We start from the raw sequence: 19,868 nt of genomic DNA, 5'->3' as shown, positions 1-19,868 counted from the left end.
GGCCATCAGGATTACTGACGAATTAACATATACAGGCGGAACAAGTAAACCAGCAATACCGCTGAAATCAGATTGCTCAGCGTATTGGCCACTACCGCGCCAACGTTTGGCGTGAGTACGGCAAAGTTTGGTGCAAACAGCAGCAAAAGCGTTTTGGCCAGCAACCAGCCGATTACCGCTGGAGCAACCAGGCGCATATTAGACCATGCCAGTTTTATGCTGCTGCGCATAGCGACGAATATTCCCATTTTATCCTGCACAACCATCACGGGTGCGAAGGAAAGAACAATCGCCAGAAGAACGCCAGGTACAACGACCAGCATAATGCCAATCTGAACCAGCATCGTGGTTAAAAAGATAAGGATGAACAGCTTCGGTAAAACCGGTGCGCTGGCACCGATAGCACGTAAGGCGCTAACACGCTGTCCCGCAGACACCAATTGGATCATCAGCAGAACCCCGCCTGCCAGAACGGCGTTGCCAATCAGGCCGGAGAAGGTTGATGCAGCAGATGCCCGCAGCAGGATTTGCTGCTGTTCGGGAGTCATGTTTTGCACCAGTTCAAATAGGCCCACGCTGCCTGCAAGATTGTCGCCCTGACTCAGGCTGGCAATCTGGTCATCACTGGGTGAAAACGCATGGCCAAGCACCACCGTGATAAACGCACATAGCAACGCTATCAGTAAAAAGGTAATGAACTGATTGCGGAAAAAATTCCCCGTGTCACGGTAGACAGACTTCGCCGTGATAGACATGCACTCTCCTTGAGTATTGCAGGTGTTAATTAGCCGGCAATTGTACACCGGATAAGACTGCGGTGGCAGCATCAAGCCTTGTATGGAAAAGCATATCTTTGTAAAGCGGAGGTAATCCGTAGCGTACCTTAGCCGGATTACAGGACTCTTTGCCCCCCGAAATTGAACATCCCCAGCCGGATGTCGGCACACCTGCAATCAGGAACGCATCAAATCAAATTGTCAGACAGCTAAATTATCCAGCCGCTGGAAAGAGGGCAAGAGGATTGTTTGGTCGCTGAGAAATGGCAAAAATTGACTTAGAGACGCGTTACTCCTTTCTGATTAGTTATGAAAAATTAACTCAGATCAATGAATGTTAACTTACTGGTTTTTATGTGATCTGTGTTAGATCACTTATTACTCATTTGTGAGTATATTCTGCCCCGAAATAAAACCACAACGATGGAGCGGATATGAAAAAATTAGCGGTGGCAGCCCTTATCTTAAGCAGTATCTCTGGCGGCGCGTACGCGCATGAAGCAGGCGAATTCTTTATTCGCGCAGGTTCGGCAACGGTTCGACCAACGGAAGGTTCCGATAATGTGTTGGGTAAACTTGGTGGCTTTAACGTCAGTAACAACACCCAGTTGGGCCTGACGTTTACCTATATGGCAACCGAAAATATCGGGGTGGAACTGTTAGCCGCAACACCATTCCGTCATCACGTTGGTACCGGGCCTACTGGTAATATCGCGACGGTTAACCTGTTGCCGCCAACCTTAATGGCGCAATGGTATTTTGGTGATGCCAGCAGCAAGGCGCGTCCTTATATTGGTGCGGGCGTAAACTACACAACGTTCTTTAATGAGAAGTTTAACGATACCGGTAAAGATGCGGGCCTTTCAGATCTCAGCCTGAAAGATTCCTGGGGTGTGGCGGGACAGGTCGGGCTGGATTACCTGATTAATCGCGACTGGCTGATTAATATGTCCGTCTGGTATATGGATATCGACACGGATGTGCGCTTTAAAGCAGGTGGCGAACAACAGAGCGTTAGCACCCGTCTGGATCCGTGGGTATTTATGTTCTCGGCGGGTTATCGTTTCTGAGTATCACAACCACCTGCCTGGCAGGTGGTTGATTTACGCTTTGTAGCACACACCTCATCGAACAACCAGCACTGAACAGGTGGCATGACGAACAACAACCGCCGCATTTGACCCTAAAAGGTAGGTCGAAATATCAGGTCGATGAGAGGCAATAATAATCAAATCGGCACTGATGGAATCCGCCAGCTTCAGTATCTGATCTTTAGGTGAGCCTGAAATGGCATGGGTATGCACTTTGTCTGCGGGCAAGTTGAACTGTTTAACCACCTCATCCAGCTTAGCAAGCGCTTGTTGCTGTATCTCCGCCAGTTTCGGCGTTTCAATCGAATAAGCCAGCCCCAGTGACGAGTAATAAGGCATAGACGGAATAACCGTCAGAAAATGCACACTTGCGTTGCCGATTGCTGCGTTCGCCTGAACATAGGGGATCACCTGATCGGTCAGGCGATTTTCGGAAATATCGAGAGGAACCAAAATGGAATGAAACATGCCGCACCTCCTGTTTGTTTTTTGTCCGCTTTAAGTCTAGCCCGCCGAAACATCGCCGGTGAGATTAGCGTGCAAAATGGGAGCCAGGGCATTTTTCAGGTGTTTTCAGGCAAAATTCAGTGCGCCCCGGAACGGGACGCGAAGGGATTATTTCTGAATCAAATATCGAATGGTAGGTCCATCCTGTTGAATATCCAGCACTGTATAGCCGTGGTTTCTGGCATCCAGAGGAATGTTGTTTATGGATTGCGGACAATCGCTCACCACTTCCAGAATTTCCCCTTTCTTAAGCTGAGGCAGGGCTTCAAGCGTTGCGACAGCCGGGTAAGGGCAAGGCTCGCCGACCATATCCAGGCGATAGTCAGGTACAATCTCTTTCATGCGATATTCTCCTGGGGGTGCGTCTTATTGGCCGTGCGGCGAAAAAAACGTTTTTCCTGGGCGACAACCAGCAGAAATGCAATCAGCAGTAGGGCGTAGGTCACAAGTAAACCGCCCAGCGGACCAAAGGTGTTCAGCAGGTTAACCTTGTCCCAGTTGGTTGCCAGAACCGGGGATAAATCATCCCAGAAGTACGCCAGCACCGTAGAGCCAATCACATTGCCCAGTCCAACCCACCAGTAATGCACCTGGCCTTCTACCGCACGATACATCCAGCCCGTTTCACATCCACCGGCCAGCACAATTCCGAAACCAAACAGTAAACCGCCGATCACCGCATTGGGACCAGCCCACATGATTTTCGGTTCAACGCCGAGCTGCACGTAACTGAAAATACCGATAGCGCTGACCGCCATCCCGGCAATAATGGCTTTTGCCATCATTGTACGGCCGGTTATCCACATATCGCGAAATGCTGAAGTGAAGCAGATCTGCGCACGTTCTATCAGTAAGCCAAACCCAACGCCGAACAGCATTGCCAGGCCCAGTTTCGGCTGGTTAAGGGCGGTGCATAATGCCCAGGCCAGCATGGCGAAAAAGACCAGCATCCCGAGTCGAAATCGACGGCGCGCCTGAGCGGGTTTTTGAGTCAGTGGCGAGGCGGCGCTGACTTTGGTCATTTTCACTGGAATGCGGAAGAAGGGCAGTAGCGTAAAGCGCGCGCCAAAGTAAGAGCCAATGGCCGTTGCCACGGCAAAGAACCAGGCATGAAGTGAAAACTGAGGAATACCGGTAAAGAAGGCTGCCAGGTTGCAGCCCATCGCCAGGCGGGCGCCAAAGCCTGCGATAATACCGCCCGCGACGGCCTGCATAATGCGGATCCGGCTTTTTGGCATTCGTAGCTTCACGTTGTTTGCCCACAGCGCGGCAGCAAAACAGCCCCCAAACATGCCGATAATCATCATCCCGTCGATACGGGTCAGGGGCGTACCGTCCAGATGAATCAGTTTAAAATAGCCCCACTCTTCGGTATGCACGCCCGCAAGCTGTAATAATTGCCCACCCCAACGGGTAAACTCACCCGTTACCGCCCAGAAGGTGCCGGTGATCCCGAAATAGTAGGTAGAAAGAATGCCCGCGGCGATAACCGCCGGAACCGGAGACCAGAACTTAACCAGGTAAGTCTGTTTGAAATGATGCCATGTCATGACTATGCCTCTGAACTCAGAAGGTGTATGTGGATTTAACGGGCTGGAATATAGAGCTTTTGCTCTTTCTCAAAAACCTCTCCAGACCTTTTATCCAAAATACCTGCCTTTTTAATGACCTCAATCATCAAAAATTCATGCTCTGATACGAAAGCGACATTCAAAAATTAAATGGCAAGCCTGGTACACTCTTTCCCTCGCTCAAGACGCTCTGATAATGAATGCTGTTCGTGAAACTATGCAGGTAACCGTCTTTGATATCTGAGGATTTCATTTTTGCAATATTATTTCGGCGCTGGCCGGTAGGCTGATTGCCAACGGATTGGACAGAAAACAGAGGACACTCATTTACGATGTTGCCGTTTTGCACTTTATACAAGAAATTTCCGGCGGGCGGAAAGTAACAGTTTACAGGCAGGCATATTATCAATTGACTGCCTGCTGGTATTGAAGACCATCAAGTGAAGACTAAGCTTCAAGCCACATATCAGCTTCTTCAAACATCTCCTGCACGACCCTGCTTATCTGTTCCTTTTCATGCTTGCTCGCATCAGTGTTGATCGCTGGCAGCGTCATCATTGGTTTAACGCGAACTTCTGCATCCGGGAAAACGCGGCAAATCCTCTTTGTTAACTCATCCAGAATGATGTTTTTTGCATCTGGCAGGCCTTCGAAATTGCGTTTGTCGTAAACGAGTTCTACGAACATAACCTTTCCTTAGAATGTGAAATAGTCTTGGCTTGATCTGTGGCCCTAAAAATACTACTGTGCATGCATACAGTCAATAAGTGATTGAGGATACAACTCATGCCACGTCCATACGAGATAAGGGCTGCATTCGTTGAGGCCATACAACTAAATCCAAAGGCTATCGCTGTCTCATACGGCGGGATTTCCCCATCTGAACTGAAGCACATGCGACAGCTTGAGGAAGAGAATCTCAGGCTGAAGAAGCTGGTTGCCGATCTGAGCCTCGACAAGGCCATGCTGCAGGATGTGCTGGCAAAAAAGAACTGACGCTGGCGCGACTGCGCGAATGGGTCCGGGATCTGCAGGCACGCTACGGAGCCAGCGAAAGACAAATATGCTTTATCCTGCGGGTCAGCAACAGCTCGTTCAGGTATCTTTCTGTGGCGTAAGACGACAGTGCGCTACGCCTGCGTATCAGGAGATCAGCGAAACCCGGGTCCACCATGGCTACCGCAGAGTTCACGTCATGCTCAGGTGTGAAGGCTGGCGGGATAACCATAAACGTATCTATCGACTCTACAGCGAGCAGGGTCTGTCCCTGCGTCTCAAACGTCCACGTCGTAACAAATCGGCACAGCGCCGACAACCCAAGCCTCAGGGGTTGTATCCGAATCATATCTGGGGCATGGACTTTGTCTCCGACGCATTATTTGACGGGCGTCGGTTACGCCTGCTGACGGTAATTGATCTCTACACGCGTGAATGTCTGGGGATCTGCGTGGGCCAGAATCTGCGCTCAACGGAAGTTGCGGAGATGCTGAACAGTATTGCGTTCAGACGTCCTTTACCACAGTTGCTGAAAACCGATAACGGCTCTGAATTTGCAGGAAAAATGCTGGACAAGTGGGTGTATGAACGAGGGATCCGTATAGACTTCTCACGCCCGGGAACCCCAACGGACAATGCGACGGTGGAGTCGTTCAACGGCAGGCTGCGGCAGGGATGCCTGAATGAAAACTGGTTCATGTCGCTGGAAGATGCCCGGTGCAAAATCGAGGCCTGGCGCATAAACTATAACCAGAGACGCCCCCATTCTGCACTGGGCTGGTCTTAAAGGAATGTGGCCTGCCTACATAATTATCATTTGTTCGACAGTGCCTTTATTATTGCTGATAATTCAAACGGTTAGCCAGAATTGAATAATCAGAATCAATCTATGATTGAAAATCACTCTAATAATCTACGTTCTCGAATTAAGAAACCACTCACTAATAGGTATAAAGTTTTTATGGATATTTGCCGATAGCTCTTTTAGTAGATATACATAAGGAAAATAATTGCATGTTATGGATTTGCCGTATTTCAATGAAAGTGAAGTTGTTTATAGCATTAATGCCGCTTCTGTTGGCTATGTTCTGGCTTGCAGGTTCAGGTATGATCAGTCGCATCAATATTGAACAGCAGATGAATACCATTGGTGAACTCACCATACTGGCACGCAGCGCTGGCGACGTTGTCCATCAACTCCAGCGAGAGCGTGGAATGAGTGCTGGCTTTATTGGTTCCCGCGGGCAAAGTTTTCGTGAAGAGTTAGCAGCACAGCAGAAATTAACCGATGATGCGCTGTATAAGTTAAATCAGACGCTCGCCTCTACGAATAAAGATTTACTCAAAAATGAAATTTTCGCGACGCTGAATGTTTTCAAGGACAATATTCAGCATCTTAAATCAACCCGTAATTCAATTAACAAATTAAATATTGATTCCCCGCAATCCAGCAAATTCTATACTCAGACTATTTCTGGAATGCTGAACTTTGTTGGTGGAATGATCCATTTGAGCACATCTGGATCGATGGCTAATGAACTTGCAGCATATTATAGTCTTCTGAATTTAAAGGAACAGGCGGGAGTGGAGAGAGCCCTGCTGTCTAATATCTTCTCCACCAATAGCTTTGGCGACGGTCAGTTTCGCATGTTCAGTGACGTAGTGGGCAAGCAGGACGCATGGTTAACTGCGGCGCGGCGCTTTAGCAGCCCGTCGCAGGCTTCAGAGTTAGACAACGCGCTGAAGTCAGTTGATGCCGTTCGTGCACTTGAACTGCGGGAAGTGGCTTTTGATAAAGCAGACCGGGGAGGATTTAGTGTCAACCCTGGGGACTGGTTTAAAGCTCAGACCCAGCGTATTGAGATACTACGCACATTAGAGAATCACGCAGCGGACGCTCTGCAGAGCCATGCTGAATCCCTGGCACACGACGCCCGCGTTGACTGGCAATCCTTTATTGCAATAAGCCTGATTGCAATGCTTATTGCAATCATGTTTGCGGTGACGGTGGCGCGCAGCATCCAGCAGCAACTGACCGGGACGTTAAAATCCATCGCCGAAATGGATGGCGACCTGACCCGTCGTCTGGAAGTGCCGGGCAGTGATGAACTGTCTGCATTGAACTTCGCGTATAATCAGTCGATTGAGAACATCCAACGCATCGTGCAGGAAATCAAATCTGGTGCAGTGATACTCCGAGGCGCGAGTAGCGATATTGCCGCCGGGAACCAGGATCTTGCTCAACGTACGGATGAACAGGCTGCTTCGATTGTTGAAACGGCTGCCAGCATGGAGCAGATTTCAAGTAATATCACTCAGACTGCTGGTAACGCACGTGAAGCTGAGCGCCTGACGCAGGAGATGGAACGGGATGTTCAGGAAGCAAATCGTGTCTCAAACGAGGCCAGTCAGAGTATGGTTGCGATTCGCTCCTCAAGCGAGCAGATTGCTCAGATCGTGACGTCGATTGACGAGATTGCATTTCAGACGAACCTTCTGGCGCTGAATGCCGCCGTCGAAGCAGCACGTGCAGGTGAACTGGGCAAGGGTTTTGCGGTGGTAGCGATGGAAGTGCGTAATTTATCACAGCGCTGCGCCAGAGAGGCTAATCTAATCCGCGAGCTGGTCAATCAGAATATGGATAAGATCGGTGAAGGTGTTACATGGGTAACTGCTTCAGCAACTGCTCTCAAAGCCGCGGCGGATAATACCGGGCGTATGAGGCAATACGTCGGTGATATCGCGCATGCTGCTATGGAACAATCACTGGGGGTCTCTCAGGTACACCAGGCACTTAACCAGTTAGAGCAGGTCACCCAGCAAAATGCAGCCCTGGTGTCCCAGGCTGCCGCCGCAAGTCAGATGCTGGATGGTCAATCGGAAGTCATGTCCAGACTGGTTGACCGATTTATTGCCTGACAGTGATTTTACTGTGGTGGACTAACCCAACCCCGGTAGACGATCCTGCCCTATAGTTTGAGCATAGGAGGAGCGTATGGGCACACCACGATTTACTGGAAGCCAGAAGTGACCACATGTTTCGACTGCAAAACGGCATTGATGAGAAGTTGCCGGGCAACGTAATGAATTACATTACTAGCGGCCAATAAAAACCACAAAGGCCACGTCATGTGGCCTTTTTTGATACGGCAAGGTACAGCAGATAGATTACGCCTACTGGTATGGCCACGACGAAAATCAGCATGAAGTAGACTGCGTACAACCCGCTCTTCATCGGCGTTTCAGTATAGAAACCTGTAGTCCACTGTTCGCGTGTTGAATATTTCAGGACAATCCGTTCAATCGCTTTTTTTGCAAAGGGGAAAATCAACCCACTTAGCAAACCCAGTCCCATCAATGTCCTCATTGTGGTTGTTTGAGGTTCATCATGCCAGACAAAGGCGATAATCCCGAATACGACCAAACCCAAACATAAGTTACCCAGATAGTATTTAAGTGTCATGCTTACCTTATAAATCTAAACAGCCCTGTCGAAGTTTCGTCTGTTTTTCGCCTTCCTGCTTCTCACAATTACAGCTTGAATGCAAAAGTGACCCTGACCCAAAATCCTGCTCCATTCAGAAACAGAATTCCGGCATGATTAATACTCCCCCAAAGACTTCTCTGAACCGTCATAAAAGCGCTTTACAATGTCGGGTTTGCTGGCTTTTTACTGAGGACTCTATGAACCAACAGGCTGTTCTTTTTCTGGCGATTGCCATTGTGATGGAAGTCATTGCCACCACGGCGCTCAAGCTCTCTGACAGCTTTACGCGTCTGTTACCGAGCGTGGTGGCCATTCTGGGGTACTGTATTGCTTTCTGGTGCCTGACTATCCCGATGAAAAGCATTCCTACGGGGATTATATATGCTATCTGGTCCGGGGTGGGTATCGTCATGATCGGCGCGGTTGGCTGGCTGTTTTTGGGGCAAAAACTGGATTTCCCGGCCATGCTGGGGATGTTGATGATTATCGATGGGGTGGTGGTCATTAATCTCTTTTCGAAAAGCGTGGTCCACTAAGGGATACCCGTCTGGCAGTGGGCCAGACGGGTGACACCGATTACGCTTTACGTGTAGCGGCTTTCATCGCAATCACGAAGGCTTTCAGCTCGGCCAGCATCTGCTCTGGCTTATCAACGTTCTTCTCGATGATTTTCACAATTGCGGAGCCTGAAATAGCCCCGGCAGCCTGGGCGTCAATCGCCGCAGTCACCTGCTCTGGTGAGGAGATACCAAAGCCTTGCAGCGGAGGCGCTGCATTGTATTGCGCCAGTTTTTCCACCAGATGATGCAGCGGCAGCGCCGCCTTGTTCTCGGCTCCGGTTACGCCTGCACGGGAAAGCAGATAAGTGTAACCACGGCCATAAGAGGCAATCTGGCGCAGCAGTTCGTCATCGGCGTTTGGCGGGCAGATGAAAATCGGCGCAACGTTATGACGCATTGCTGCCTGGCGGAACGGGGCAGATTCTTCAATCGGCACATCCGCAACCAGCACGGAATCAACACCCACGCGGGCGCATTCGGCATAGAACTCATCAATACCACGGTTAAACACCAGGTTGGCATACATCAGCAGGCCAATCGGGATTGTCGGGTGTTTCTGACGAATAGCAGCCAGCATCTCAAAGCACTGAGTTGGCGTTACGCCCGCAGCAAAGGCGCGCAGGGTCGCATTCTGAATGGTTGGGCCATCTGCCAGCGGGTCTGAGAACGGGATCCCCAGTTCCAGCGCATCGGCACCGGCTTCCACCAGGGTGTCGATGATTTTCAGCGACTGTTCCGGGCCAGGATCGCCAAGGGTAACGAAGGGAACGAACGCGCCTTCCTTGCGGGCTTTCAGTTGTGCAAATGCGTTATCGTAGCGTTCCATCAGATTTCCCCTCGTGCTTTCAGAATATCGTGAACGGTGAAGATATCTTTGTCACCGCGACCGGAAAGGTTAACCACCAACAGCTGCTCTTTTTCCGGGTTTTCTTTCATCATTTTCAGCGCGTGTGCCAGCGCATGAGAGGACTCCAGCGCCGGGATGATCCCTTCGTGGCGACACAATGTTTTAAATGCTTCCAGCGCTTCGTCATCGGTGATTGAGACATAATCCGCACGACCGATGCTGTTCAGATACGCGTGCTGCGGCCCAACGGACGGGAAATCAAGGCCCGCTGAGATAGAGTAAGACTCTTCAATCTGGCCCTCATCCGTTTGCATCATCGGGGACTTCATACCGAAGTAGATCCCAACGCGGCCATGCTTGAGCGGCGCACCGTGTTCACCGGTCTCGATACCATGACCGGCAGGTTCAACGCCAATCAGCCCTACGCTGGTGTCATCGATGAAATCTGCAAACATCCCAATGGCGTTAGAACCGCCGCCCACGCAGGCGATCACCGCATCAGGCAGGCGCCCCTCTTTGTCGAGGATCTGAGCTTTGGTCTCTTCGCCAATCATGCGCTGGAATTCACGTACGATAGTCGGGAACGGATGCGGACCCGCCGCGGTACCCAGCATATAGTGCGCGGTGTCATAGCTGCCAGACCAGTCGCGCAGCGCTTCGTTACAGGCATCTTTCAGCGTGGCCGAGCCGCTGTGTACAGGGATCACTTCAGCACCCATCAGACGCATACGGAACACGTTCGGCGACTGACGTTCAACGTCTTTCGCACCCATGTAAATACGGCATTTCAGGCCGAGCAGGGCGCTGGCAAGTGCCGACGCCACACCGTGTTGACCCGCACCGGTTTCAGCGATGATTTCGGTTTTGCCCATGCGTTTGGCGAGCAGCGCCTGACCCAACACCTGGTTGGTTTTGTGCGCGCCGCCGTGCAGTAAATCTTCACGCTTAAGGTACAGCGTGGTTTTTGTGCCTTCGGTCAGGTTACGGCACTTGGTCAGTGCCGTCGGGCGGCCTGCGTAGTTTTTCAGCAGGTCGGTAAATTCAGCCTGAAATGCCGGATCCTTTTGCGCACTGACGAACGCGTCTTCCAGCTGGCGCAGCGCAGGCATCAGAATTTGCGGTACATACATACCACCGAACTCACCAAAATAAGGGTTTAGTAATGTCGTCATCTTCTCTTCCTTAATATGCACGCAGAGTTTTAAACACCGAGGCCAGCTTGCTGGCATCTTTGATACCCGGTTGGGACTCTACGCCTGAATTGAAATCGAGGCCGGCACAGCCGGTTTTCGCCGCTTCTACACAGTTATCCGGGCTCAGCCCGCCTGCCAGCAGCACGTTGTCCAGTACTTCACCATTCAGCAATGACCAGTCAAAACGCTGGCCTGTACCGCCCTGGCCGTTGTCGAGTACGTATTTATCAACATGATTAAGATTACGCGCTGGCAGAGTGTCGCCTACGCTCTGGGCTTTCCAGATTTGCACCTGTGGCGCAAGAACTTCCCGCAGGGCATCGATATACGCCTGGTCTTCGCTACCGTGCAGCTGGACTGCGCTCAGCGATAAGGTTTCGGCTTTAGCGGCTACATCAGCAATATTCGCGTTGCGGAAAACGCCCACGTAGCTGAGTGGCGCCGCCGCGATAATCGCACGAGCCTGCTCGACGGTGACGGCCCGAGGGGAGGTTTCGACGAAGATTAGCCCGCCGTAAATCGCTCCGGCTTCGCAGGCTGCCTGCGCATCCTGTTCACGGGTCAATCCACAAACTTTGTTTTCCCCAAGCAGTACCCGGCGCACGGCGGCGTTGAGATCGTCATACGCCATCATGGCGGAGCCAATCAGGAAGCCGTTGGCAAAATGGCTCAGTTCGCGCACCTGCGCATAACTATTGATACCGGATTCGCTGATAACTGTCACACCAGAACCGAGGCGCGGCGCAAGCTGGCGCGTGCGGTTGAGGTCAATGGACAGGTCACGCAGGTCGCGGTTGTTAATGCCAACCACTTTGGCTTCCAGCGCAATGGCGCGTTCCAGCTCTTCTTCGTTGCTCACTTCGGTCAGCACGCCCATGTTCAGGCTGTGTGCCACGGCAGAGAGCTGGCGATACTGTTCGTCATCAAGCACGGAGAGCATCAGCAGGCAGGCATCGGCCTGATAAAACCGCGCCAGCCAGATTTGGTACGGGTCGATAATAAAGTCTTTGCACAGGATCGGCTGCGGCGCGATGCCGCTGACAATCGGCAGAAAATCAAAACTGCCCTGGAAATATTTCTCATCCGTCAGCACGGAGATGGCTGACGCATGATGTTTGTAGACGCCTGCAATGCGTGCAGGATCAAAATCATCACGGATAACGCCTTTTGACGGAGAAGCTTTTTTGCACTCCAGGATAAACGCGGTGCGCGCACCCTGAAGGGCATCGTAAAAACGACGGCTGCTTGGTACGACATCATTCTGAAAACTGGCAAGCGGCTGCTGCTGTTTGCGTGCTTCTACCCAAATGGCTTTATCGGCAACAATTTTCGCTAAAACGGTCTGCATTCTTTACCCTCTCGCCGCAAGTGCGGTAACGCGATCGTATGCTGCACCAGAGCGCAGTACGTCCAGAACTTTTTGTGCGTTGACCTTCAGGTCTTCCTCACCGTGTAAACGCATCAGCATGGCAACGTTGGCGGCAACGGCAGCCTCATGAGCGGACTCACCTTTACCTTGTAGTAAGCGCGTCAGAATGTCACGGTTTTCTTCCGGTGTGCCGCCTGCCAGCGCTTCCTGACGATAGGGCACTAATCCAAAGTCTTCAGCTTCAAGCTGGTAGCTCTGGATTTCTCCCTCGCGCAGCTCTGCAACCAGCGTTGGTGCATGAAGAGACACTTCGTCCATGCCGCCGCTGTGTACGACTGCGGCACGCTGATAACCCAACATACGCAAGGTTTCGGCAATCGGCAGTACCAGTTCCGGGCTGTAAACGCCAATCAGCGCCAGGGGCGGATGCGCCGGGTTGATCAGTGGACCCAGCACGTTAAACAGGGTGCGGGTTTTCAACTGCTGGCGAACTGGCATCGCATGGCGGAAACCAGTGTGGTATTTCGGGGCAAACAGGAAACAGACACCCAAATCATCCAGCGCTTCACGGGAGCGTTCGGCTTTCATGTCCAGGTTGATGCCAAAGGCCGCCAGTAAATCAGACGACCCCGAGCGGCTGGATACGCTGCGGTTACCGTGTTTCGCTACTTTCATTCCACAGGCTGCCGCCACAAATGCACTGGCCGTGGAGATATTAATGCTGTTGCTGCCGTCACCGCCGGTGCCGACGATATCGGCAAACGGATAATCCGGGCGCGGGAACGGTGCGGCGTTTTCCAGCAGTGCGGTTGCTGCACCGGCGATCTCCTGTGGGCTTTCGCCGCGGACTTTCATGCTGACAAGCGCGGCCGCCAGCTGTTCAGGCTTCAGCTCACCGCGAACCACAGCGGAGAAGAGCTGGTGGCTTTCCTGCTGGCTCAGCGTCTGCGCCTGGTACAGTTTTTCCAGAATCGGCTGGAGCGTATTGGTTTGCTCCAGTTTCTGTAACGCCCAGTCGAGGGTCTGCTCCAGCAAACGCGCACCGTTGGAGGTCAGGATTGATTCAGGGTGGAACTGCAAACCGCAGACGCGATCGGCATCGTGGCGCACCGCCATCACCATGCCTTCAAAAGAGGCGTTAATCGTCAGCCCTGCCGGGATATTGCTGCCAACCAGCGAGTGATAACGCGCAACCGGCAGCGGGTTTGGCAACCCGGCAAACATCGCCTGGCCGTCATGTTCAATGCTGGAAGCTTTACCGTGCAGAATTTCACCGGCCTGGCCGACGTAGCCGCCGTAAGCCTCAACAATCGCCTGATGACCAAGACAGATGCCGATGATAGGCAGCTTGCCGCGCATCCGGGTCAGCAGCTCTGGCATACAGCCCGCTTCGCTTGGTGCGCCAGGCCCAGGGGAGAGCATCAGCACCGGGTTTTGCATGGTGCCCAGACGCTCAATCAGGGTCTGCGCCGGAACATGGTTACGGTAAATAACGACGTTGTGGCCATTCGCACGCAGCTGATCTGCCAGGTTGTAAGTAAAGGAGTCGATATTATCGAGCAGCAGAATGTCAGCCATCAGAAAATCTCCTGTGCATGGTGTGCGGTAGCGATGGCGCGCAATACCGCGCGAGCTTTACTGCGAGTTTCGTCAGCTTCAGACTGCGGAACAGAATCCAGAACGATACCTGCGCCTGCCTGGACGGTGGCAATGCCATCTTCCACATACGCAGAGCGGATAACGATGCAGGTATCGAGATCACCGTGAGCGGTGAAGTAACCCACCGCACCGCCGTAGCTACCTCGACGACGGCCTTCGGCTTCGGCGATAAGCTGCATAGCCCGAACTTTTGGCGCACCGCTCAGGGTGCCCATGTTCATGCAGGCGCGGTAGGCGTGAAGCACGTCCAGGTCGCAGCGCAGTTCACCGACCACGCGGGACACCAGGTGCATCACAAATGAATAACGGTCAACTTTGGTCAGGTCTGCGACGTAGCGGCTGCCTGGGGTACAAATTCGCGCCAGGTCGTTACGCGCCAGGTCAACCAGCATCAGGTGTTCGGACAGCTCTTTATGGTCGGTACGCATTTCCAGCTCAATACGGCTGTCGAGATCGCGGTCAAGCGAGCCATCGGCACGGCGGCCACGTGGGCGCGTCCCGGCAATCGGGTAGATCTCAATCTGGCGGCTGGTGGCATCGTACTTCAGGGAGCTTTCCGGGGAGGCACCAAACAGGGTGAAATCATTGTCCTGCATAAAGAACATGTACGGGCTCGGGTTGCTCTTTTTCAGTACATCGTAGGCTGCCAGCGGCGACGGGCAAGGCAGCGAGAAACGACGGGACGGAACAACCTGGAAAATTTCACCGACACGAATCGCTTTTTGCATCTGGCGAACGACGGCACCGTACTGATCGTCAGTCTGATTAACATCGCATTGCATTTTTTCCACGCGCTGAACTGGCAGCACGGGTGGCTCTTCGGTCAATTGCTGCTGGAGTTGCGCGATGCGGTGATCAAGGCGTTTCTTTTCAGATGCTGACGGCGTGAACAGGCTTGCCTGGATGCGGGTGTATTTTTTCTGATGGTCGATCACCAGCAATGTTTCGGCAAGATAGAAGCAGTAGTCCGGACAGCGATTGCCTTGTTCGGTTTCCGGTAAATCTTCAAAACCCGCGACCAGGTCATACGCAAACAGCCCGCCAAAGAACATGGCTTCACGTTCATCTTCAGGTACTGAAACCAGATTTTGCAGCAGACGGAAGGCATCGAAAACGGACAGAGAGCACAGGCGGGCGTCTTCATCCAGCAGCTGACTGACCGGTGGGAAATGCAGCACACGCATCTCCGGGTGATGTTCATTTTCGATGCCGGCAGGCAGCGCGGCATCCAGCAGCGGCAGCAGGGATGCACCGTTGTCAGATAAGGCTTTAATCGTGACGGTGTCACCTAATGCGGTAATACGCAGCGCGCTGTCGACCAGCAACAGGCTCTTGAGGTCGTCTTTGCTGTCGATATCCGCTGATTCCAGCAGCAGGGTGGCCGGACGCGCACCGCACACCTGATGAAACAGCGCGGTAGGGTTATGGCGATAGGCCGCCTCGCAGGTCAGCAATTCGAGGTGTGGTTTGGCTGTTTGCATGATGTTCTTCTCATTTATTCTGTTCAAAAAAAAGCCCGCTTTAGCGCGGGCCTGGTATCTGTTTGCATTTCGCAGACGAGTGACACTGCCCGATAATCAGGAAGTGCGCCACCAACCATGCAGAGTGAAATGTGCTGTCATTTTCAGATACCTTTCTCGTGTGAACTTGCGTACTAGTTAACTAGTTCGATGGCGTATTGTCAACCCTTGATTTCAGAATTTCGCGGCAAGCCGTTATCATAGGTCTCTAAGATGTTATTAACCTGTGATGGGAAGTGCTTTGAGCGACAACACCTACGCCGTAATTTACGATTTACACAGCCACACTCAGGCTTCTGATGGCCTGCTGACGCCCGAAGATCTCGTCCACCGTGCCGTTGAAATGCGCGTTGGCACGCTGGCGATAACCGATCACGACACAACAGACGCCATTCCTGCGGCGCGGGCCGAAATTGCCCGCAGCGGTTTACCGCTAAACCTGGTCGCAGGGGTGGAGATCTCAACTCTCTGGGAAAACCATGAGATTCATATCGTTGGCCTGAACATCGATACAGAACATCCTGCAATGTGCGCATTTTTGCAAGAACAAAAAACGCGCCGTAACCTGCGCGCAGAGATGATTGGCGAGCGCCTGGAAAAGGCGCATATCCCGGGGGCGCTGGAAGGGGCTCAGAAGCTGGCGAACGGCGGTGCCGTTACGCGCGGTCATTTTGCCCGTTTTCTGGTTGAGGCCGGTAAAGCCACCACCATGGCCGACGTGTTTAAAAGATACCTGGCGCGCGGGAAAACCGGTTACGTTCCGCCACAGTGGTGTACAATAGAACAAGCTATTGATGTGATTCATCATTCTGGTGGCAAGGCAGTGCTGGCCCATCCTGGTCGGTATAATCTTTCTGCTAAATGGCTGAAAAGACTGTTGGCTCACTTCGCCGAGCGCGGAGGAGACGCGATGGAAGTCGCACAATGCCAGCAGGCTCCTAATGAGCGTTCGCAGCTTGCGACCTATGCGCGCCAGTTTGGGCTTCTTGCGTCACAGGGCTCTGATTTCCATCAGCCTTGTGCATGGATAGAGCTGGGTCGCAAGCTCTGGCTACCCGCAGGCGTAGAGCCTGTCTGGCAGCTCTGGGAACAGCCAAAGCAACTTGAAGAGAGGGAAGTATGAGTCAGTTTTTCTATATTCATCCAGATAACCCGCAACCTCGTCTGATTAATCAGGCTGTGGAGATTGTCCGCAAGGGGGGCGTTATCGTTTACCCGACCGATTCTGGTTACGCGCTTGGCTGCAAAATTGAAGACAAAGGGGCGATGGAGCGTATCTGTCGCATTCGCCAGCTGCCAGACGGCCATAACTTTACGCTGATGTGCCGCGATCTCTCTGAGCTGTCGACCTATGCTTATGTTGATAACGTGGCGTTTCGTCTGATCAAAAACAACACGCCGGGTAACTACACTTTTATCCTTAAAGGGACAAAAGAGGTTCCGCGCCGTCTGTTGCAGGAAAAACGAAAAACCATCGGGATGCGCGTTCCTTCTAATCCGATTGCGCAGTCGTTGCTGGAGACGCTCGGCGAGCCGATGCTGTCAACGTCACTCATGCTGCCTGGCAGCGAATTTACCGAGTCCGACCCGGATGAAATCAAGGATCGGCTGGAGAAGGTGGTTGACCTGGTGATTCACGGCGGATACCTCGGACAGCAGCCGACTACTGTTGTTGATCTGACTGACGATGCGCCGGAAGTGATTCGCGAAGGCGTGGGTGATGTTAAACCTTTCTTGTAAAGGTGTAAGCAGCTATACTACGCGGCCATCAAAACGGGGCGCAGCCGTGTTTTGACCTGATTCGACGCCTGTGAAGGCGACACCTGAGGAAGCTCAATGAGCGAGAAGTTACAGAAAGTGCTGGCGCGCGCCGGCCACGGTTCACGCCGTGAAATCGAAGCCATTATTGAAGCCGGTCGCGTGAGTGTGGACGGTAAAGTCTCCACGCTGGGCGACCGCGTAGAAATCGTATCGGGACTGAAGATCCGTATTGACGGTCATCTTATCTCGGTAAAAGAGTCCGCTGAACAGATCTGCCGCGTGCTGGCCTATTACAAGCCAGAAGGCGAGCTGTGTACCCGCAATGACCCGGAAGGTCGCCCGACAGTATTCGACCGCCTGCCTAAACTGCGCGGCGCTCGCTGGATTGCCGTGGGTCGTCTGGACGTGAACACCTGCGGTCTGCTGCTGTTTACCACTGACGGTGAACTGGCAAACCGCCTTATGCACCCAAGCCGTGAAGTTGAACGTGAATATGCGGTGCGTGTTTTTGGCCAGGTTGATGAGAACAAACTGCGCGACCTGTCGCGTGGCGTGCAACTGGAAGACGGCCCGGCGGCGTTCAAGACCATCAAATTTACCGGTGGTGAAGGGATTAACCAGTGGTACAACGTCACCCTGACTGAAGGCCGTAACCGCGAGGTTCGTCGTCTGTGGGAAGCGGTAGGTGTGCAGGTGAGCCGCCTGATCCGCGTACGTTATGGCGACATCCTGCTGCCAAAAGGTCTGCCGCGTGGTGGTTATACTGAGCTGGATTTAACCCAGACTAACTACCTGCGTGAACTGGTCGGCCTGACGCCGGAAACCACCTCTAAAGTGGCGGTTGAAAAAGATCGTCGTCGCATGAAGGCGAACCAGATCCGCCGTGCGGTAAAACGTCACAGCCAGGTGAGCAATAATCGCCGTTCTGGCAGCCGTAATAACAACGGTTAACATCTAAAGCCCGGTCTTATCAACCGGGCTTTTTTCTTAGTAATCAATCCCGATCTGGGCTTTGATACCTGCATCGAAAGCGTGTTTTACCGGGCGTAATTCGCTGACGGTATCGGCTATTTCCAGAATGTCCCGGTGGCAACCGCGCCCCGTTATAATCACCGTCTGGTGCGCAGGGCGAGCCTGTAATGCAGCCAGTACGGCATCCAGTGGCAGGTAGTCGTAGGCCACCATATAGGTGATTTCATCCAGCAACACCATGTTCAGCGTGGGGTCTGCCAGCATTCTTTTCGCGTGTTCCCAGACGGCCAGACACGCGGCTGTATCTGTTTCACGGTTTTGCGTGTCCCAGGTAAACCCGGTCGCCATAACCTGAAATTCGACGCCGTGCGGCTCCAGCAGGTTACGCTCTCCGTTAGGCCATTCACCTTTAATAAACTGAATAACACCCACTTTCTGACCATGGCCCACTGCACGGGTTGCTGTACCAAACGCGGCGGTGGTTTTACCTTTCCCGTTGCCCGTGAAGACAATAATAATCCCGCGCTCGTCCTGGGCTGCGGCGACACGTGCATCGACCTGTTCTTTCAGACGTTGCTGGCGTTGCTGATGGCGTTCTTCACTCATTGCGAAATCCCCGGTTTACGGCCTGGCTGTGCGTCAAACGTCATACCTGTTTTACGGCGGCTGTCATCGCCCATGAGCCAAAGATAGAGCGGCATAATTTCTGCCGGTGTTTTCAGTTTTTGCGGATCTTCACCCGGGAATGCGCTTGCGCGCATTTTGGTGCGTGTTCCGCCCGGGTTAATGCAATTTACGCGCAGATGGCGGCTCTGATACTCCTCGGCCAGCACCTGCATCATGCCTTCTGTGGCGAATTTTGATACCGCGTACGCTCCCCAGTTTGCGCGTCCCTGACGGCCAACGCTTGAAGATGTGAACACCAGCGATCCTGAATCAGACTTGAGTAATAAAGGAAGCAATGCCTGTGTCAGGAAAAATGTCCCGTTGACGTTAACCTGCATCACCTGCTGCCAGATCTCAGGTTCTTGTTCATCCATAGGACGAACGTCCCCGAGAAGCCCGGCGTTGTGTAACACACCGTCGAGGCGTGAGTGGTGTGTTGCTATCCGCTGTGCAAGCTCCTGGCACGAATCAGGCGTGCAGGTCAGTAAATCGAGCGTATACCAGGGGGCTGGCGCGCCGCCTTCGTCTTCTATTTCTTGCGCCACGCCGCGCAGTTTGTCTTCGTTTCGACCCACCAGGATGACATGTGCCCCGTAACGGGAGTAAGTCAGCGCAGCTTCACGACCAATCCCGTCGCTGGCACCGGTGACAAGAATGATGCGGTTTTGTAGTAAATCTTTTTGTGGTTGATAGTGCACGGTGACTCCTCTGGGCGCTGCACGTAGATCGCGCCTGCTTTTTATCACTTTTCGGCTTTATGCCCGAAATAGCATGAGAATTCAATCAGTCTACAGGACGCTTCTCTGTGAAATTAACAATTTGCAAATATTTCATCCAGTAACGGGGATTCCTGAAGGCGGCTCGCACAGGTATTGTCACGAGCAAGACGCCTG

At 52.7% G+C, this 19,868-nt stretch carries 20 protein-coding genes, 2 pseudogenes and 1 other annotated feature; of the genes and pseudogenes, 7 read left to right on the top strand and 15 right to left on the bottom strand.

What is annotated here, in order from left to right:
* Positions 1 to 11: 11 nt before the first annotated feature.
* Both ACT9TW_RS18220 and ACT9TW_RS18215 read right to left on the bottom strand, forming a co-directional pair.
* A complete protein-coding gene (locus ACT9TW_RS18220; protein ID WP_014070522.1) occupies positions 12 to 755 on the bottom strand; it encodes a YciC family protein in 744 nt (247 codons plus the stop codon).
* A 25-nt stretch (positions 756 to 780) separates the two neighbouring features.
* A pseudogene (locus ACT9TW_RS18215) lies at positions 781 to 921 on the bottom strand (YkgJ family cysteine cluster protein); the annotation flags it as partial.
* A gap of 289 nt (positions 922 to 1,210) precedes the next feature.
* On the opposite strand from ACT9TW_RS18215, the gene ompW reads away from it, so the two are divergent.
* Positions 1,211 to 1,846: an outer membrane protein OmpW gene (gene ompW, locus ACT9TW_RS18210; RefSeq protein WP_182061329.1), complete on the top strand. Its 636-nt coding sequence runs from the start codon at positions 1,211 to 1,213 to the stop codon at positions 1,844 to 1,846.
* Positions 1,847 to 1,900: 54 nt separating this feature from the next.
* Here the strand turns inward: ompW and uspF are convergent, their stop codons facing one another.
* The 4 genes from uspF to ACT9TW_RS18190 form a co-directional block, all read right to left on the bottom strand.
* On the bottom strand, positions 1,901 to 2,335 hold the full coding sequence (gene uspF, locus ACT9TW_RS18205; RefSeq protein ID WP_446493285.1) for a universal stress protein UspF: 435 nt from the start codon (positions 2,333 to 2,335) through the stop codon (positions 1,901 to 1,903).
* Between the two features lie 147 nt (positions 2,336 to 2,482).
* Complete coding sequence (gene yedF, locus ACT9TW_RS18200; RefSeq protein WP_166715534.1) at positions 2,483 to 2,716, bottom strand: sulfurtransferase-like selenium metabolism protein YedF; 234 nt, start codon at positions 2,714 to 2,716, stop codon at positions 2,483 to 2,485.
* On the bottom strand, positions 2,713 to 3,924 hold the full coding sequence (yedE, locus tag ACT9TW_RS18195) for a selenium metabolism membrane protein YedE/FdhT (protein ID WP_446493284.1): 1,212 nt from the start codon (positions 3,922 to 3,924) through the stop codon (positions 2,713 to 2,715). Before yedE ends, yedF begins: the two co-directional genes overlap by 4 nt.
* A gap of 468 nt (positions 3,925 to 4,392) precedes the next feature.
* Positions 4,393 to 4,632, bottom strand: a complete 240-nt coding sequence (locus tag ACT9TW_RS18190; RefSeq protein ID WP_446493283.1) for a DinI-like family protein — start codon at positions 4,630 to 4,632, stop codon at positions 4,393 to 4,395.
* Positions 4,633 to 4,806: 174 nt separating this feature from the next.
* On the opposite strand from ACT9TW_RS18190, the pseudogene ACT9TW_RS18185 reads away from it, so the two are divergent.
* Together ACT9TW_RS18185 and ACT9TW_RS18180 are read left to right on the top strand one after the other, a co-directional pair.
* Positions 4,807 to 5,722, top strand: a pseudogene (locus ACT9TW_RS18185) (IS3 family transposase); the annotation flags it as partial.
* 233 nt (positions 5,723 to 5,955) lie between these two features.
* A complete protein-coding gene (locus tag ACT9TW_RS18180) occupies positions 5,956 to 7,860 on the top strand; it encodes a methyl-accepting chemotaxis protein (protein ID WP_446493282.1) in 1,905 nt (634 codons plus the stop codon).
* Positions 7,861 to 8,068: 208 nt separating this feature from the next.
* On the opposite strand, the gene ACT9TW_RS18175 is transcribed toward ACT9TW_RS18180, so the two are convergent.
* Positions 8,069 to 8,404, bottom strand: coding sequence for a colicin E1 family microcin immunity protein (locus ACT9TW_RS18175; protein WP_446493281.1), 336 nt, complete (start codon positions 8,402 to 8,404; stop codon positions 8,069 to 8,071).
* A 221-nt stretch (positions 8,405 to 8,625) separates the two neighbouring features.
* Here ACT9TW_RS18175 and ACT9TW_RS18170 point away from each other — a divergent pair, with 221 nt between their 5' ends.
* A complete protein-coding gene (locus ACT9TW_RS18170) occupies positions 8,626 to 8,964 on the top strand; it encodes an SMR family transporter (protein WP_446493280.1) in 339 nt (112 codons plus the stop codon).
* Positions 8,965 to 9,004: 40 nt separating this feature from the next.
* Here ACT9TW_RS18170 and trpA read toward each other — a convergent pair whose 3' ends face one another.
* The 6 genes from trpA to trpL all read right to left on the bottom strand — a co-directional run bounded on the left by trpA (position 9,005) and on the right by trpL (position 15,678).
* Positions 9,005 to 9,814: a tryptophan synthase subunit alpha gene (gene trpA, locus ACT9TW_RS18165; protein WP_182061318.1), complete on the bottom strand. Its 810-nt coding sequence runs from the start codon at positions 9,812 to 9,814 to the stop codon at positions 9,005 to 9,007.
* Positions 9,814 to 11,007 carry a tryptophan synthase subunit beta gene (trpB, locus tag ACT9TW_RS18160; RefSeq protein ID WP_182061317.1) on the bottom strand — a complete coding sequence of 398 codons (1,194 nt, stop codon included), beginning with the start codon at positions 11,005 to 11,007 and terminating at the stop codon, positions 9,814 to 9,816. The genes trpA and trpB overlap by 1 nt, the downstream gene beginning before the upstream one ends.
* A gap of 10 nt (positions 11,008 to 11,017) precedes the next feature.
* Positions 11,018 to 12,376 (bottom strand): bifunctional indole-3-glycerol-phosphate synthase TrpC/phosphoribosylanthranilate isomerase TrpF, encoded by a 1,359-nt coding sequence (trpCF, locus tag ACT9TW_RS18155; RefSeq protein ID WP_315685921.1) that lies wholly within the window; start codon positions 12,374 to 12,376, stop codon positions 11,018 to 11,020.
* 3 nt (positions 12,377 to 12,379) lie between these two features.
* Entirely contained in the window at positions 12,380 to 13,975 is a 1,596-nt protein-coding gene (gene trpD / locus ACT9TW_RS18150) for a bifunctional anthranilate synthase glutamate amidotransferase component TrpG/anthranilate phosphoribosyltransferase TrpD (RefSeq protein WP_182061315.1), read from the bottom strand.
* On the bottom strand, positions 13,975 to 15,537 hold the full coding sequence (locus ACT9TW_RS18145) for an anthranilate synthase component 1 (RefSeq protein WP_446493279.1): 1,563 nt from the start codon (positions 15,535 to 15,537) through the stop codon (positions 13,975 to 13,977). The genes trpD and ACT9TW_RS18145 overlap by 1 nt, the downstream gene beginning before the upstream one ends.
* Before the next feature lie 25 nt (positions 15,538 to 15,562).
* Positions 15,563 to 15,657, bottom strand: a sequence feature (Trp leader region).
* Entirely contained in the window at positions 15,634 to 15,678 is a 45-nt protein-coding gene (gene trpL / locus ACT9TW_RS18140; protein ID WP_106993556.1) for a trp operon leader peptide, read from the bottom strand. Its footprint overlaps the feature before it by 24 nt.
* 139 nt (positions 15,679 to 15,817) lie before the next feature.
* Between trpL and rnm the strand changes: the two genes are divergently transcribed.
* The 3 genes from rnm (at position 15,818) to rluB (ending at position 18,288) form a co-directional block, all read left to right on the top strand.
* Positions 15,818 to 16,699 (top strand): RNase RNM, encoded by an 882-nt coding sequence (rnm, locus tag ACT9TW_RS18135; protein ID WP_182061313.1) that lies wholly within the window; start codon positions 15,818 to 15,820, stop codon positions 16,697 to 16,699.
* Positions 16,696 to 17,316, top strand: a complete 621-nt coding sequence (locus tag ACT9TW_RS18130; RefSeq protein ID WP_182061312.1) for an L-threonylcarbamoyladenylate synthase — start codon at positions 16,696 to 16,698, stop codon at positions 17,314 to 17,316. The genes rnm and ACT9TW_RS18130 overlap by 4 nt, the downstream gene beginning before the upstream one ends.
* A 96-nt stretch (positions 17,317 to 17,412) precedes the next feature.
* Positions 17,413 to 18,288, top strand: a complete 876-nt coding sequence (rluB, locus tag ACT9TW_RS18125; protein WP_446493278.1) for a 23S rRNA pseudouridine(2605) synthase RluB — start codon at positions 17,413 to 17,415, stop codon at positions 18,286 to 18,288.
* A 36-nt stretch (positions 18,289 to 18,324) separates the two neighbouring features.
* On the opposite strand, the gene cobO is transcribed toward rluB, so the two are convergent.
* Both cobO and ACT9TW_RS18115 read right to left on the bottom strand, forming a co-directional pair.
* Positions 18,325 to 18,915: a cob(I)yrinic acid a,c-diamide adenosyltransferase gene (gene cobO, locus ACT9TW_RS18120; protein ID WP_166715519.1), complete on the bottom strand. Its 591-nt coding sequence runs from the start codon at positions 18,913 to 18,915 to the stop codon at positions 18,325 to 18,327.
* Entirely contained in the window at positions 18,912 to 19,673 is a 762-nt protein-coding gene (locus ACT9TW_RS18115; RefSeq protein ID WP_446493277.1) for a YciK family oxidoreductase, read from the bottom strand. The genes cobO and ACT9TW_RS18115 overlap by 4 nt, the downstream gene beginning before the upstream one ends.
* Positions 19,674 to 19,868 lie beyond the last annotated feature (195 nt).

It is taken from the genome of Enterobacter sp. C4G1, from assembly GCF_052886895.1.
This window is presented reverse-complemented; position numbering and strand designations above follow the sequence as displayed.